General features: G+C 63.1%; 6 protein-coding genes and 3 pseudogenes. 4 read left to right on the forward strand and 5 right to left on the reverse strand.

All coding sequences use genetic code 11. From position 1 onward, the window contains the following. Positions 1-463 precede the first annotated feature (463 nt). Together ACR2J1_RS03935 and ACR2J1_RS03940 are read left to right on the forward strand one after the other, a co-directional pair. A pseudogene (locus ACR2J1_RS03935) lies at positions 464-1066 on the forward strand (glycosyl hydrolase family 17 protein); the annotation flags it as partial. Between the two features lie 267 nt (positions 1067-1333). Further along, positions 1334-2356, forward strand: a pseudogene (locus ACR2J1_RS03940) (glycosyltransferase); the annotation flags it as partial. 9 nt (positions 2357-2365) lie between these two features. Here ACR2J1_RS03940 and ACR2J1_RS03945 read toward each other — a convergent pair. After that, positions 2366-2551 (reverse strand): annotated as a pseudogene (locus ACR2J1_RS03945) (glycosyltransferase family 2 protein); the annotation flags it as partial. 292 nt (positions 2552-2843) lie between these two features. Here ACR2J1_RS03945 and pepN point away from each other — a divergent pair. Both pepN and ACR2J1_RS03955 read left to right on the forward strand, forming a co-directional pair. Beyond that, positions 2844-5498: an aminopeptidase N gene (gene pepN, locus ACR2J1_RS03950; RefSeq protein ID WP_434018046.1), complete on the forward strand. Its 2655-nt coding sequence runs from the start codon at positions 2844-2846 to the stop codon at positions 5496-5498. A gap of 147 nt (positions 5499-5645) precedes the next feature. After that, the gene (locus ACR2J1_RS03955) at positions 5646-7928 is read left to right on the forward strand and encodes an ATP-binding protein (RefSeq protein WP_434018047.1); all 2283 of its coding nucleotides are present in this window, start codon (positions 5646-5648) and stop codon (positions 7926-7928) included. Between the two features lie 29 nt (positions 7929-7957). Here ACR2J1_RS03955 and ACR2J1_RS03960 read toward each other — a convergent pair whose 3' ends face one another. The 4 genes from ACR2J1_RS03960 to ACR2J1_RS03975 form a co-directional block, all read right to left on the reverse strand. Next, a complete protein-coding gene (locus tag ACR2J1_RS03960; protein WP_434018048.1) occupies positions 7958-10879 on the reverse strand; it encodes a bifunctional [glutamine synthetase] adenylyltransferase/[glutamine synthetase]-adenylyl-L-tyrosine phosphorylase in 2922 nt (973 codons plus the stop codon). Beyond that, positions 10876-12336 (reverse strand): sensor histidine kinase, encoded by a 1461-nt coding sequence (locus tag ACR2J1_RS03965; RefSeq protein ID WP_434018049.1) that lies wholly within the window; start codon positions 12334-12336, stop codon positions 10876-10878. Before ACR2J1_RS03965 ends, ACR2J1_RS03960 begins: the two co-directional genes overlap by 4 nt. Continuing rightward, entirely contained in the window at positions 12320-13000 is a 681-nt protein-coding gene (locus ACR2J1_RS03970) for a response regulator transcription factor (RefSeq protein WP_434018050.1), read from the reverse strand. The genes ACR2J1_RS03965 and ACR2J1_RS03970 overlap by 17 nt, the downstream gene beginning before the upstream one ends. A 115-nt stretch (positions 13001-13115) precedes the next feature. Then, entirely contained in the window at positions 13116-14666 is a 1551-nt protein-coding gene (locus ACR2J1_RS03975; protein WP_434018051.1) for a Do family serine endopeptidase, read from the reverse strand. Between the last annotated feature and the right edge of the window lie 124 nt (positions 14667-14790).

Below are 14790 nucleotides of genomic sequence, written 5' to 3' on the forward strand. Positions count from 1 at the left end.
GCTGGATCGCCCCGGAGGAACATACAACGGCGTCGAGTGAGGCAACGACCAGCTCGGCTAATAGAATCGGAACGACTCCCAAGTGAGAGCGTTAGGGGCGGAAGCCGCAGGGACTCTGCCGGGGAAACGCCAAGGAGGACAGGGTAGGCCTACTCTGTCTGAAAGAATCCAGGAAATGCGCCGAGTTCTTATCGTCGTCGTGGTCGCGATCGTGACCGCCGCCCACGTGCTGGCGTGGCTTGTGTCGCGTGACCAAGTGTCGCCGCCGACTGCAGGCGCGCTGGAAAGTGTTTCCTTTACGCCGATCAATCCCGATCTCGACGGCGAGGCGGACGGCACCACCGAGAGCCAGATCACCTCCGATCTCGCGGTCATTGCCCCGCAGGTCCGCGCGGTTCGCACTTACTCGTCGACTCAAGGCATGGAACTGGTTCCGGGGATTGCATCCAAGTTTGGGTTGCGCATGACGCTCGGGGCCTGGATTAACGAAGAGCCCGAACAGAACGAGCGGCAGATCGAAAGCGTCATCAAGCTCGCCAACACGTACCGGAACATCGACAGCGTCCTGGTCGGCAACGAAACGCTGTATCGCAGCGAGGCGGTGAACGGCGCGGCGAACGTCAAAGATCTCATCGAAAAAATCCAGCGCGTAAAACGCGAGGTGTCGGTTCCCGTCTCGACCGCCGAGGTCTGGGATATCTGGCTGGAACATCCCGAGCTCGTGTCCGCCGTCGACTATCTGGCCGTCCACATCCTGCCCTACTGGGAAGGCCTGCCCGCGTCATCCGCGGTCGACCACGCCGTGTCGGTTTATCAAAAGCTGCGGCGCGCCTATCCCGGCAAGCGCATCGTGATCGCCGAGTTTGGTTGGCCGAGCGCCGGCCTTAACCGTAAGGAGGCGGTCCCGAGCCCGCTGAACCAGGCCAATGTGGTGCGAGAGTTCATTGCTCGCGCCGATGCCATGGGGATGGATTACTCGATCATCGAAGCGTTCGATCAGCCCTGGAAAACGTTCGAAGGCAGTGTCGGTCCGTATTGGGGCATGTACGACGCGGAACGGAAAGCCAAATTCGCTCTCGAAGGCACCGTCGACGAACCCAACTTCCATTTCAAGCTCATCGCCGCCTTGGCCTTCGGGCTGCTGCTTTCGATTCCGCTGTTCGGCATGCCGCAAGTCACCGCGCTACAGGCCGGCGTCATCGCGGCGACGGCGCATGTCATCGGCGCGTGGTTCTCACATGTGATCGACTATTGGGTGATGCATTACTTTGTGCTCGGCGCCCAGATCGCCATGATCATCGGCGGCGTGCTGCTCATTCCGCTGATCGTCATCATGCGGCAACGCATCGAAGAACTCGCCGCCATCGTGTTCGGGGCTAAGCCCGGCCGGCTGCTGGTCGGCTCGGCCAACGCGGCGGAACGCGCGCCAATGGTCTCGATCCATATCCCGGCCTATCGCGAGCCGCCGGGGATGCTGCGGCAGACATTGGACAGTGTCGCCAATCTCAACTGGCCGAATTTTGAATGTGTCGTTGTCATCAACAATACGCCCGATGCGACTATGTGGCGTCCGATCGAGGAGCATTGTCTCAAGCTCGGCGCGCGCTTCAACTTCGTCTGTGCCGAGCAACTTGCGGGCTTCAAGGCCGGCGCTCTTAGGCTTGCGCTTCAGCACACCGCGCCGGAGGCGGAAGTCATCGGCGTCATCGATGCCGATTACGTGGTCGACCCTGATTGGCTCAAAGATCTCGTGCCTGCATTCGAGGATCCCACCGTTGGGCTCGTCCAGGCGCCTCAGGATCATCGCGACGGAACCCAGACCGTTACCCAGGTCGCGATGAACCGGGAATATGCTGGCTTCTTCGATATCGGCATGGTGCAGCGGAACGAGGTGAACGCCATCGTCACCCACGGCACGATGTGCCTGATGCGGCGCGACGCCTTGCAAGACGCCGGCAGCTGGTCGAGCGACACCATTGTCGAGGATACCGATCTCGGGTTGACCCTGCTGGAACGCGGCTGGTGGTCGCTTTATACGCAGCGCCGTTATGGCTGGGGCCTGCTACCGTCCGATTTCGCCGCCTATAAGCGCCAGCGTCACCGCTGGGCGTATGGCGGCGTGTAGCTCATCAAGAAGCATTGGCGCGCCTTTTTGCCCGGCGGCAGCTGTCTTGCCCCGCAGCAGCGCGCAGCCTTCTTGACGGGCTGGATGACGTGGCTCGGCGCCGAGGCCGTTGGCGTCGTCATTGCCATTCTGAATCTGATTTGGATGCCGTTCGTCGCCTTTTACGGCATTGCCGTGCCGGACTCCGTGCTGACGCTTCCCGTGCTCGCGACCTTTGTCGTGTTGCTGGTGCAGCGACCGCCAGCCGCGTTCCAGCAGGGTCAACCCGAGATCGGTATCCTCGACAATGGTGTCGCTCGACCAGCTGCCGGCGTCTTACAAGGCGTCGCGCCGCATCAGGCACATCGTGCCATGGGTGACGATGGCGTTCACCTCGTTCCGCTGCACCATGCCGATATCGAAGAAGCCAGCATATTCCCGGTTCATCGGGGTCGTGACACCGAGCGCGACTGGGGCGGCTGGCGTGTGCCGGGGGGCGGAGTACGATCTCGATCCGTATCGCATCGAGCGTCAGGCCCAAGTGATCGTGCGGGCACCCGTCTTTATGAAGCTTCTTGAGCAGTTTGCGCAGAATGCCGAGCAAGAGCCTGAGAATCTGAGCGATGACCTGGTGGAACTCGCGCAAGTCGCTCGCCGTATCCTGAGCGAGATTTCAGAATAGGCGCATCCGACCGCGCTCGGGCTTGGCAATGGTTCCGTCCGGCTCTAAGAGCGGGGGATGCATCAAGCCGCCCCCCGCACGCCGAAATATCTCGCCGACTACGCCCTGCCGGACCATCTGATCGAGGAGGTCGAGCTCGATTTTAAGCTCGACCCGACCGCGACGCGCGTCGCTGCGAAGCTGCGCTTGCGACCCAATCCCAAGGTCGCGCCCGGCGGCCGGCCGCTCGTGCTGCATGGCGAGAATCTCACGCTTCTCAGCCTCGCGCTGGACCGCAAGCCGCTCGAGGCAGAGGACTACGACCTTCGGGAAACGACGCTGACAATTCCCGAGGTCCCAGGGCGACCGTTTACGCTCGACATCGTCACGGTCTGCAATCCAGAAGCGAATGCCGCCCTCTCCGGGCTCTATCGCTCGAGCGGCACCTATTGCACGCAATGCGAGCCTGAAGGCTTTCGCCGCATCACCTATTTCATCGACCGGCCCGACGCGCTCGCCGTCTACACCGTGCGCATCGAGGCCGACCGCGATGAGGCCCCGGTCTTGCTGTCGAACGGCAATCCAATGGAGCAAGCCGACGTTCCCGGCACGAACCGCCATTACGCCGTCTGGCACGATCCCTTCCCCAAGCCGTCTTATCTTTTCGCCTTGGTGGGGGGCAATCTCGCCTCCGTCTCCGACAGCTTCACTACCGCATCAGGGCGCAAGGTCGCGCTCAACATCTATGTCGAGCCCGGCAAGCAGGACTGCTGCGACTGGGCCATGAAATCGGTGAAGCGTTCCATGCGCTGGGACGAAGAGCGGTTCGGCCGCGAATACGACCTCGATGTCTTCAATATCGTCGCGGTCAGCGACTTCAATATGGGGGCGATGGAGAACAAGGGCCTCAACGTCTTCAACGACAAGCTGATCCTAGCCCGGCCCGATACCGCGAGCGACGCCGACTATGCCTCGATCGACGGCGTGATCGCCCACGAATATTTTCACAATTGGACCGGCGACCGCGTCACCTGCCGCGACTGGTTTCAGCTTTGCCTCAAGGAAGGCCTCACCGTCTTTCGCGACCAGGAATACACCTCGGACACGCGCACAGGCCCGGTCAATCGCATTGCCAGCGTGCGCATGCTGAAGACGCATCAATTCCCCGAGGACGCAGGCCCCCTCGCCCATCCGGTGCGTCCCGCCTCCTTCATCGAGATCAACAACTTCTATACCGCGACCGTTTATGAGAAGGGCGCCGAGCTCTGCCGCATGTTGCAGACCCTGCTCGGCCGCGAGGGCTTCCGCAAGGCACTGGACCTTTACTTCGAGCGCCATGACGGCGAGGCGGTCACGGTGGAGGATTTCGTCGAGGCCATGGCGGATGTGTCGGGCCGCGATCTCTCCCAATTCATGCGCTGGTATACCCAGAGCGGTACGCCTGAGCTTGCCTGCTCGCTCGACTACGACCCCCACACCAAGACCGCGCATCTTCGCGTCAGCCAGGTCGTGGCGCCCACGCCGGACCAGAATAAGAAGGAGCCGATGCACATCCCGCTGAAGCTCGGTCTTCTTGGTGCGAACGGTGACGACCTGCCGCTGGTGCTTGAGGATGGCACGGCGCTGGAGGACGGACTTCTGGAAGTGACGGAGCGGGAGCACGTCTTCACCTTCCGCGACATCCCAAGCCCTCCAACTCCGTCCTTGCTGCGCGACTTCTCCGCGCCCGTGCGCCTCACAACGAGTCTCGATGCGGATCAGATCGAGTTCCTGATGATGCATGACAGCGATCCATTTAACCGCTGGCAGGCCGCGCAGACTTACGCGACCAACCTGTTGACGGCAGCGGCGCAGCCCGACGGCGATGCAGCCTCTGGCAAGGAGGCCGTGCGCCTGGCCAAGGCGCTCGGCACCACCGCCTCAGAGGAGGCGCTGCATCCGGCTTATCGCGCCGAGTTTCTGAAGCTTCCGAGCGAGTCCGACATCGCCCGCGAGCTGGCGCGGGACGTCGACCCCGATGCGGTGTGGCAAGCCGGCGAGACCCTCAGAGCCACTGTGGGACGCACGGCGCGTCCAACGCTGACTGATTTGTATACGAGCCTCGCGCCGAGCGGCCCGTTCTCCCCGGATCCGGAAGAAGCGGGCCGGCGTGCCCTGCGCAATGCCGCCTTGGATCTGCTTGTTGCCACCGGCGACGCCAGCGAGATCGAGCGGGCCTTCACCCATTATAGAGAGGCGTCGAACATGACCGACGCCATCACCGCGCTGTCCATCCTCTCTCATCTCGATGCACCGCATCGGGACGAGGCGTTGCAGCATTTTTACACGCGCTGGGAGAACGAGCCGCTCGTGCTCGACAAATGGTTTGCGGTCCAGGCCCGCGCCGCGCGGAACGACTCGGTGGAAACTGTCCAAGCCCTCCTCTCGCACCCGAAATTCTCGCTTAAGAATCCGAACCGCGTGCGCGCGGTGATCGCGAGCTTCGCGCAAGCCAATCCGACCGGCTTCAACCGTGCCGACGGCGGAGGCTACGACTTCCTGGCGTCGGCGGCGCTGGAGATCGACCGCTTCAACCCCCACCTTGCCGCGCGCCTCCTCGGCGCCTTCGAAAGCTGGCGCATCCTCGAACCCAAGCGCCAGGCAAGCGCGCAAGCGACCTTGCAGAGGCTGGCGACTCAAGAGCTGTCGACCGACAGCTACGAGATCGTCAACAAGACTCTCGGCCGCGCTTAACACAGGCCGTCAACGGGTTGTTAACCCATTTTCCACAGTTTTCTTCTGGACAGAGAGAACCTTCATCCTCTCCAATGGTGAAAGCGATTCGGAGATGCGGCAAGTTCTCCGGCTCGACGCGGGTGAACTTAAATTCAGGGGGACCGAATGTCGCGGACAGACTCCGCGCGCGGGGGGTCTTTATCAATCGCCGCGCCGCGCTGGCACGATCTTCCAGAGATCATCACCCGGCATCTTCCGTCGACTGAGCTGCTACGCCGCTCCGTCCCAATCCTCATCGCGACCTTTTTGGCGCTGGCGACCATCGGTGTGGCGTTTCAGATCGTGGGGAGCAAAGGGGCAAGCCTCGGCTCCGCGCGCGAGCAACTTGCTCTCCTCGCCGACCTCACATCCCTGCATCTTAAAGACAAAGACCTATCCGCCAGCACGAGTTGGCAGGCCGCCCTCGGCAGTAGTCTGCCCAAAGGCGCAACCAAGCATGGACGCATAGCACTCCTCGCCGACGCGGAAGGTGCGATCCAGGCCCGCGCACCGTTAGACGGCGAAGCGCCCACCAATCTCCTCACCATTCTCGGTCCGCAACAGCCCCTCACCGTGCTCGGCGCCGATGCAGGCGTGTTGCGCATGACGCTGGTCGACGGCACCGATGCCATCGTTACCGTGCGCAACGTCCCAGGCACTGACGCACAGATCGCCTTCCTCCAGCCGGTAGCCGAAGCCCTGGCGGGCTGGAAGCGCGGCGCCGCGATCGAAATCAGCGTCCTCACCAGCGCGGCCTTCCTGCTCGCGTTGCTGACTGCAGGCCTCTGGTATCTCGCCCCTGCCGAAGCGTGCGCGGTCGATGGCGCGCTTACCCATGAGATCGCCGAGGCGCTGCCCGGTTGCGGCATCTGGCGCTGGAACCTGGCGCGCGGGCACATCACCTGGTCGGCGCCGATGTGCAAGCTGCTCGGCTTGGAGCCGCGCGACAGCGCGATGCCGTTCCGCGTCATCGCCCAGGCGCTGCATCCTGACGACGACCTGCGCGGCAAGGTGGACCGCCACTTGCGCGAAGGCGAGAGTGTTTTCGACGAGAGCTTTCGCTTGCGCCACGCCGAAGGAAACTGGATTTATCTCCGGCTGCGAGGGCGTATCACGCGCGCAGGCGCCGATATGGAGCCCCATCTTACGGGCGTGGCGGTGATGGCCGACCACGACCTCGTGCCCGGATCCGCCGACGCCAATGCGAGATTACGTGATGCGGTGGAATCCATCTCGGAGGCGTTCGTGCTGTGGGACAGGCACAACCGCCTCGTGATGTGCAACAGCAAATATCAGCAATTTCATGGGCTGCCAGAGGCGGTGCTTCGCCCCGGCACCCCGTATGAGGAGATTCTCGCATCGGCCTCTGAGCCGATGGTGCGCAAGCGCGTCATCGTTGCCGGAGGCCAAGACGACGATTCCCGCACCTACGAAGCACAGATCGAAGACGGGCGCTGGCTGCACATCAACGAGCGGCGCACGCGCGACGGCGGCTATGTCAGCGTCGGCACCGACATCACAGTGCTCAAGGAGAGCCAGCATCGGCTTGCGGAGAACGAGCATCAGCTGCGCCAGAGCATTTCCGAACTGCGGCTGTCGCGGCGCGAACTCGAGCAACAGAAGCAGCAGCTTGTCGACCTCGCAGAGAAATATGCGCTGGAGAAGAACCGCGCCGAGGCGGCCAACCGCGCGAAATCGGAGTTCCTGGCCAATATCAGCCACGAGCTGCGCACGCCGCTCAACGCGGTCATCGGTTTCTCAGAGGTGATGCAGCAGGCTTTGTTCGGGTCGCTCGGTCATCCGAAATACCAGGAATATGCCCGCGACATTCATGAGAGCGGCGCCTACCTGCTGGAAGTTATCAACGACATCCTCGACATGTCGAAGATCGAAGCCGGCCGCATGTCGCTCAACATCACGAGTGTCGACATTGCCGATATCGTCGATGACAGCATGAAGGTGGTTAGCAAGGCCGCCGGCGATCGCAAGATCACGCTGTCACGGCACGGCCCGGCGCGCTTGATGCTCGAGGCCGACCGTCGCGCTCTCAAGCAGATCTTCCTCAACCTGCTGTCTAACGCGGTGAAATTCACGCGCGACAAGGGCAACGTCAACGTGCATCTGTCGCGCGCCAAGGACATGGCGAAGATCGCCATCAAGGATACCGGCATCGGCATCCCGGACACGGATATCGCCAAGCTCGGGCGGCCCTTCGAGCAGGTCGAAAATCAATTCTCCAAGAGCCACCAGGGCAGCGGGTTAGGGCTTGCGATCTCGCGCGCGCTCGTCGAGCTTCACGGCGGCAGCTTACAGATCAAGAGCCGCGAGGGGGAAGGCACAACGGTCATCTGCATGCTTCCCATCAAGGCGATCGCCCATGATGAGATCCAGCTCGCGGCCTCCGCCTAGCGCACCTCACACCGTCAGCCCGGCTTTTCTCACGTCACGATCCGATCGAAGGCGCGATGCACGCTCTCCAGCATATCGCGCAGCGTAGCCTCCAGCGTGGTGAAGTTCGGCATGTCCGACGCCCGCGCCAACAGCTCCTTCAGGGCCCGGGGCGCCTCCTCCGGCACGAACGGCTTTTCCAGACAGAGCCGCAGCACCTGAGTGAGCGTGTGATAGAGTTGCGCCGCCAGCACGAGACTCTCGGCGTCTTCGAGAGCGAGCGCTCCCGCGGCCGAAAGTTTCGTCAAGGCCATCTCCGTGTTTTGATCGAGCACCTCCGGATGTTTCGCGGCAGTCACGATCTGCAGAAACTGGGTCAGGAACTCGAGGTCGACGAGCCCGCCCCTCACCTGCTTCAAGTCCCAGATGCCCGTGGCGGCCTTCTCCCCTTCGATCTTCGCCCGCATTGTGCGGACCTCTTCCGCCACGGCGCCGCGATCACGCGACCGCACGAGTGCTTCCCTGATCGCATCGTTGATGGATCTGCGGAGCGCGACCGGTCCGGCAATGATCCGTGCCCGCGTCAGGGCGAGATGTTCCCACGTCCAGGCCGATCCACGTTGATAGTCGACGAAACTCGAAAGCTTCGTCGCAACCGGCCCTTGATTGCCGGATGGCCGCAAACGCATGTCGACGGCATACAACGATCCCTCCGCCGTTTGCGCGGAGAGCGCAGCGATAAGACGTTGCGTCAGGCGCGAATAGTATTGGCTGCCCGAGAGACTTTTCGGACCGTCGGAGTGCACGTCCCCGCCGGGATAATCGTAGACCACGATGAGGTCGATGTCGGAGGTCGCCGTCATCTCGCGCCCCCCGAGCTTGCCCATGGCCAGCACCGCCGCCTCGCCGCCTTGTATGTCGCCGTGCTGACGAACGAGTTCGGCCTGCGCCCGCTCGGCAAGCGCCTCCACGATCGTCTCCGCAAGAGCCGTATAGGCGGCGCCGGCTTGTCGTGCGGAAATCGTACCCGAAAGCACGCGCACGCCGATGAGAAAGGCCTGCTCGCGTCCAACGATACGCGCGCGGTCGAGAGCATCCTGATAGTCGGAAGCTTGCGCGAGCGCATTTGCGGCAAGCTCCTTCAACTTGGCCGGCGTGGGGACGACGCCGAAGAAGCCGGGGTCGAGCACGGCATCGAGCAGGCGCGGCCTGCGGCCGATGATATGAGCGAGGCGCGGGGCGGTCCCCATGATGTCGGCGATCAGACGCGTAAGGGGATTGGCGGCAAGGAGGGAGAAAAGTTGAAGCCCCGCGGGCATGCCTGCGATGACCTTGTCGAAGGTCGCCAGTGCCAGATCGGGCTCGGCGGTGCGCCCGAACGCGCCCAGCAGCGACGGCAAGAGCTCCGTCAGACGTTCACGCGCAGGCCTGCTTCTCGTCGCGGCATAACGGCCCGACTGCCACGCTCCAACCGCCGCGGTCACGGCTTGGGGGTTGCGGAAACCCAAAAGCTCCAACGCCGACAACGTGCCCGGATCGGCCTCGTTACCGGCGAAGACAAGCGTCGGCGCCGCTTCCGGCGCTTCCGGCAGCTTCTCGAACAGCGCCTCATAATGCGTCTCGACGCGGGCGAACCGTGTCTTGAGGGCGTCTGCAAAGTCGTCGGTGCTGGCGAACCCCGAAAGCCGCGCGACCCGGTCGAGTTCCAGACGGTCTAACGGGAGGATATGGGTCTGCTGATCGCCGATCATTTGCAGCCGGTTCTCGACGCGGCGGAAGAAGCGATAGGCCTCGGTGAGATCGTCGGCCGCGCCCTGCTCGATCCAGCCACCCGCGGCGAGACTCTGAAGCGTTTCGAGCGTGCCCCGCGACCTGAGCTCCGGATGCCGGCCGCCGGCGATGAGCTGCTGCGTTTGGACGAAGAACTCGATGTCGCGAATGCCGCCACGGCCGAGCTTGATATCATGCCCCTCGACCGCAATGGCGCCGTGGCCTTTATGCGCATGCACGCGCCGCTTCATGGCGTGCACGTCGGCGATCGCTGCATAGTCGAGATATTTACGCCAGATGAACGGCGAGAGCTGGCTCAGGAATTCCTCTCCGGCCTCCGCGTCGCCGGCGATAATGCGCGCTTTGATGAGGGCGGCGCGCTCCCAGTTCTGGCCGAAGCTTTCGTAATAAGACAGGCCTGCGTCAACGGAGAGCGCGATCTGCGTCGCGCCCGCGTCCGGCCGGAGGCGCAGATCGGTGCGGAACACGTAACCGTCGCCGGTATGCTCCTGCAAAAAGCGCACGAGCTCACGCGTGAGCCGGACGAAGAACGTGGAGGGTTCCACCCCCCCCGCGAGACCTGCCTTTTCCGCATCGTAAAAGACGATGATGTCGATGTCGCTCGAATAGTTGAGCTCGTACGCGCCAAGCTTCCCCATGCCAATAATGAAATAGCCGGGCGCGGGTTCGCCGGACGACGACGAAACCACCTGACCGTCTTCGCGCGCCTTGCGGAACAGAAACCGCACCGCCTCTTCAACCGCGGTATCCGCACCAAGGCTCAAAGCCTCGATCGTTGCGTCCGTCGACCACACGCCTCCGAGATCGGCGAGACCCACAAGGAGTGCAAGGCGCTGCTTGAAGCGGCGCAACAGCGCCATTGCATCTTTGGATGGGCCTCCTTTAGCGAGCACGTCCCGTAGGTCCGCCCGGGCTTGAGAAAGATGCTCGTCGGGATCGCGCTCCAGGCATTCGGCGAGAAGCGCCGGATCCCGCATCGCGAGCGAGGCAAGATAGGAGGAACCTGAGAAGGCGCCGGCGAGAAGACCGCGGACTTGCGCCGATTGTGTGATCGGCTCCGCCGCATGACCGGCTTGCGGCAAGCTGGCCAGCGCCTTAGCCAAAGTTTCGAGAACATCGGCGGCGCGTGCCGCGTCGTAAACCTGAGGCGCGTCCACGATGCGCTTATAGAACGCGGTCACGCCGGCCTGATCTCGACCAGATGGCCGTCGTGGTCTGCGGCGCCATTGCCGGTGACGCCGCCATTCGTCGGCAACGAAAGGACGACGCGAAGGCCGGGATGGTTGTCCTCAAGCCGGAGGCTGCCGCCATGCAGGCGCGCCACGGCAGCCACAAGGCTCAGGCCCAGCCCGCTGCCGGGCTCCGATCGGCTCGCTTCGAGACGCACGAAACGGTCGAGCACGCGCCCGCGATCTGCCAAGGGCACCCCGGGGCCGCGGTCCGTAACGATGATCTCTGCGTTTCCGCCTTTGGTTTCCGCGTGCACCCCGACCTCGGGTCGAGATCCAGCGCCACCCGATGCGAAGCCGCCGTCGCCGTATTTGATGGCATTGTCGATGAGATTGGCGATGGCCTGTCCCAGCAACTGACGGTCGCCCCTGACGAGGATCGGCTTGCTCGCTTCCGCCCTTAGCACGAGGCCGCGCTCTTCCGCCACGGGTTCGTAAAGCTCGGCGACATCGCCAACCAGGGCCGAAACATCGAGAACTTCGCGGCTTTCACCGGCGGCTCCTGCTTCAAGCCGTGCGATCGACAAGAGCGCGTTGAAGGTCTTGATCAGGCCGTCCGCCTCTTCGATCGTCCGCTCCAGTGCCTCGCGATAGGAAGCCTCGCCATACGGCTCGCGCAACGCGGCTTCTACACGATTGCGCAAGCGGCTGAGCGGCGTCTTGAGGTCGTGCGCGATATTGTCGGAGACCTCCCGCAAGCCCGCCATCAATTGCTCGATGCGCGCGAGCATCAGGTTGAGGCTCTCGGCGAGGCGGTCGAGCTCGTCGCCGGAACCGTTCACCGGCAGACGGCCGCTGAGATCGCCTTCCATGATGGTGCGCGTGGTGGCGGCAATAGCGTCGATGCGGGCGAGCAGCTTGCGGCTCACCCAATAGCCGCCACCGATGCCGAAAAGCGCCATGACGCCGAGCCCCCACAGCATGGCCGAGCGCACCATGCGCGCGAGCTCTCGGCGGTCTTCGATGTCGCGTCCGACAATCAGACGATAGCCGCCGGGCAAGCGGAAGACATTGGCGTAAGCAAGCCGCTGTTCCACGCCACCCGGCGCAGGGCGGCTGTAGACGAACTCGACCGGCCCAACGCTATTCCAGAGCTCCGGGGAGACCGCGCTGAGATTACCGGAGACCCGCCGCTCGGACGCGTCCGCCACCAGGTACAGGCTGTTCCCCGGCGTTTCGCTACGTTCGGCCACCGTGCTTACGAGTCGGTTCAACCCGCCCGCCCGATATTGCTCGGCGAGACCCTTCAACTCTGCGTCGATGGTCTGGTGCAGCTGCTGGGTCAGCAGCACCGTTGTGTTCCAGTAGATGTAGGAGATGGCGACAATCGCCGCGGCGCTGAACAGCGCGAGATAAGTCAGCGACAGGCGAAATGTCGTGGTCCGGAAGAGCTTAGTGAGCGCTGTCACGGATGGTATAGCCGGCGCCGCGGACCGTATGCAGGAGGGGCGAGGTGAAACTCTTGTCGATCTTGGACCTGAGCCGGGAGATATGGACGTCGATCACATTTGTCTGTGGATCGAAATGATAGTCCCAGACATTTTCCAGAAGCATCGTGCGCGTCACGACCTGACCGGCGTGTTTCATCAGATATTCGAGCAGCCGGAACTCGCGCGGCTGCAGCATGATCGGCTCGCCGGCGCGCGTCACCTTATGTGACAGGCGATCCAGCACGAGATCGCCGACGACAAAGCGCGTATGCGCCTCTTCGGGCGACGTTCGCCGCGCGAGCGCTTCGATGCGGGCGAGCAGTTCGCTGAAGGCGTAGGGCTTGGTGAGATAGTCGTCGCCACCCGCCCGCAAGCCCTTGACGCGGTCATCAACCTCGCCGAGCGCGCTTAAAATCAAGGCAGGTGTACGAATTTCGTCGGCGCGCAGCGCCGCGATCACGGCGAGGCCTTCACATTTGGGCAGCATGCGATCGACGATGAGCACGTCGTAGACATTGGCTCTGGCGAGATCGAGACCGGTGTGCCCGTCGGCCGCATGTTCGGCGACGTGACCGGATTCTTTGAGGGCTCGCTTGAGAAAGGCCGCAGTCTCCTGATCGTCCTCGATCACCAATACCCGCATGGTGGAGAGTCTCCCTGCGAGGCGCGCTCGCTGCCAAGGCTTAGCCCGCGTCTCTTAACAAAGAGGTGGGCGGCACGGTGGGAGCAACCGCGCCGCCCTCCGGCGTCGAAGGTGACTACGCCTTCTTCAGGGCAAGCGCCACGAAGCGCGTCTGATCGCCGGACTTCACTTGGAACAAGACGTTGACCTTGTCCTTGTCCTTCGCGCCATCCATGGCCTTTTGGATGCCTTTGGCAACGTCGCCGGGGGCGGCAACCGTCACGCCGGCAACCTCGAGGATGACGTCGCCGGGCTTCAGCCCCTTGTCGGCGGCATCGCTCGCGGGGTCGACCTCGGTGATCACGACACCGTCCTCCCCGGCGCCAGGAATGCGCGCGGCGGGAGCGAGAGACAGGCCGAGATTCTTCATTTCCTCGCCGGTCTCAGGCGGCTGCTCTTCCTCCAGGGCGGCAAGCTTCTTGCCGCTCGGGAAGGAACCGAGCTTCATGTCGATCTCGTGCTTTTTGCCGTAACGCATGATCGTCAGCTTGACGTCACTCTGCGGCCGGAGCTCGGCGATCTTGCGCGCCAGATCGCGCGAGTCGCCGACATTCTCACCGTTGACTGCGACAATGACGTCGCCGGCCTTGAGGTCTTCCTTGGCCGCGGGGCCATCCTCGGTGACCTTGGTGATCATCGCGCCCTTGGCTTCAGCCAACCCGATCGAGTCGGCGATGTCGTCGCTCACATTCTGAATGACGACGCCGAGCCAGCCGCGATCGACCGAACCGTGCGACTTGAGCTGCTCCACCACTTCCTTGACCAACTCCGCCGGCACCGCAAAGGCGATACCCACATTGCCGCCGCTCGGGCTGAAGATCGCGGTGTTCATGCCAATGACCTTGCCATCGAGATCGAAGCTCGGACCGCCGGAATTGCCCCGGTTCACCGCCGCGTCGATCTGCAGGAAGTCGTAGGGGCCCGAACCGATGTCCCGGTTGTGCGCCGAGATAATGCCGGCCGTCACCGTTCCGCCGAGGCCGAAAGGATTGCCGACCGCCAGAACCCAATCGCCCACGCGCGGGTCCTTCTGCGAAAAATCGACATGGGGGAAGGTCTTTTCCGTCGTCACCTTGACCAAAGCCACGTCCGTCCGCGGATCGCTTCCGACCAGCTTGGCCGGAAACTTGTCGCCATTCTCCATGGTGACCGTGATTTCGTCGGCGTCCTCGACCACGTGGTTGTTGGTCACGACATAGCCGTCCGGCGAGATGAAGAAGCCGGATCCCTGCGCCAGGCTCGGGCTTGGTTTTGCCGGGGAATTGTTGTTCGGCATGCCCTTCTTGAAATGCTTGAAGAAGTCGTAGAGCGGGCTGTCTTCCGGGATGTCGGGCATACCCGGAATCTGCTGCTGATCGTTCTCCGCGACTTTGTTCTCGCCCTTGACGTTTATGCTGACGACGGCCGGGCTCACCTTCTGCACCAGATCCGCGAAGCTTAAGGGCGCGTTGCCGAAGGGCGTCTGCACGGTTTGATTGGTCTCAGCGACAGCGAAGGGCATGTTGCCAAGCGTTAGCGCCAAGGCGCTTGTCGCGATCAGGGCGGCGGCGGCGGCGAGCACCATCGGCTTGCGCGCCAGCTTCCGCGTGTGGCTCTCAGTCGCGGAAGAGCTCTCGTCAGATGTCATGGGTCACCTCTCTCCAATAAGCAAAGAAATCCCGTGGGCTGATCCTCGCTTCGTACGAGGCACCTCGAACGCAACATATAGGCGCTCCGCGATTACGCGACGGTTTCGACGGGATTAAATTTCT

It is taken from the genome of Methyloceanibacter sp., from assembly GCF_050999895.1.
Taxonomy (GTDB): Bacteria; Pseudomonadota; Alphaproteobacteria; order Rhizobiales; family Methyloligellaceae; genus Methyloceanibacter.

Excerpts from the sequence above, each read along its gene's own strand:
- ACR2J1_RS03955 (WP_434018047.1), top strand. The coding sequence starts at position 5,646 with ATGTCGCGGACAGACTCCGCGCGCGGGGGGTCTTTATCAATCGCCGCG.
- pepN (WP_434018046.1), top strand. The coding sequence starts at position 2,844 with ATGCATCAAGCCGCCCCCCGCACGCCGAAATATCTCGCCGACTACGCC.
- ACR2J1_RS03970 (WP_434018050.1), bottom strand. The coding sequence starts at position 13,000 with ATGCGGGTATTGGTGATCGAGGACGATCAGGAGACTGCGGCCTTTCTC.
- ACR2J1_RS03975 (WP_434018051.1), bottom strand. The coding sequence starts at position 14,666 with ATGACATCTGACGAGAGCTCTTCCGCGACTGAGAGCCACACGCGGAAG.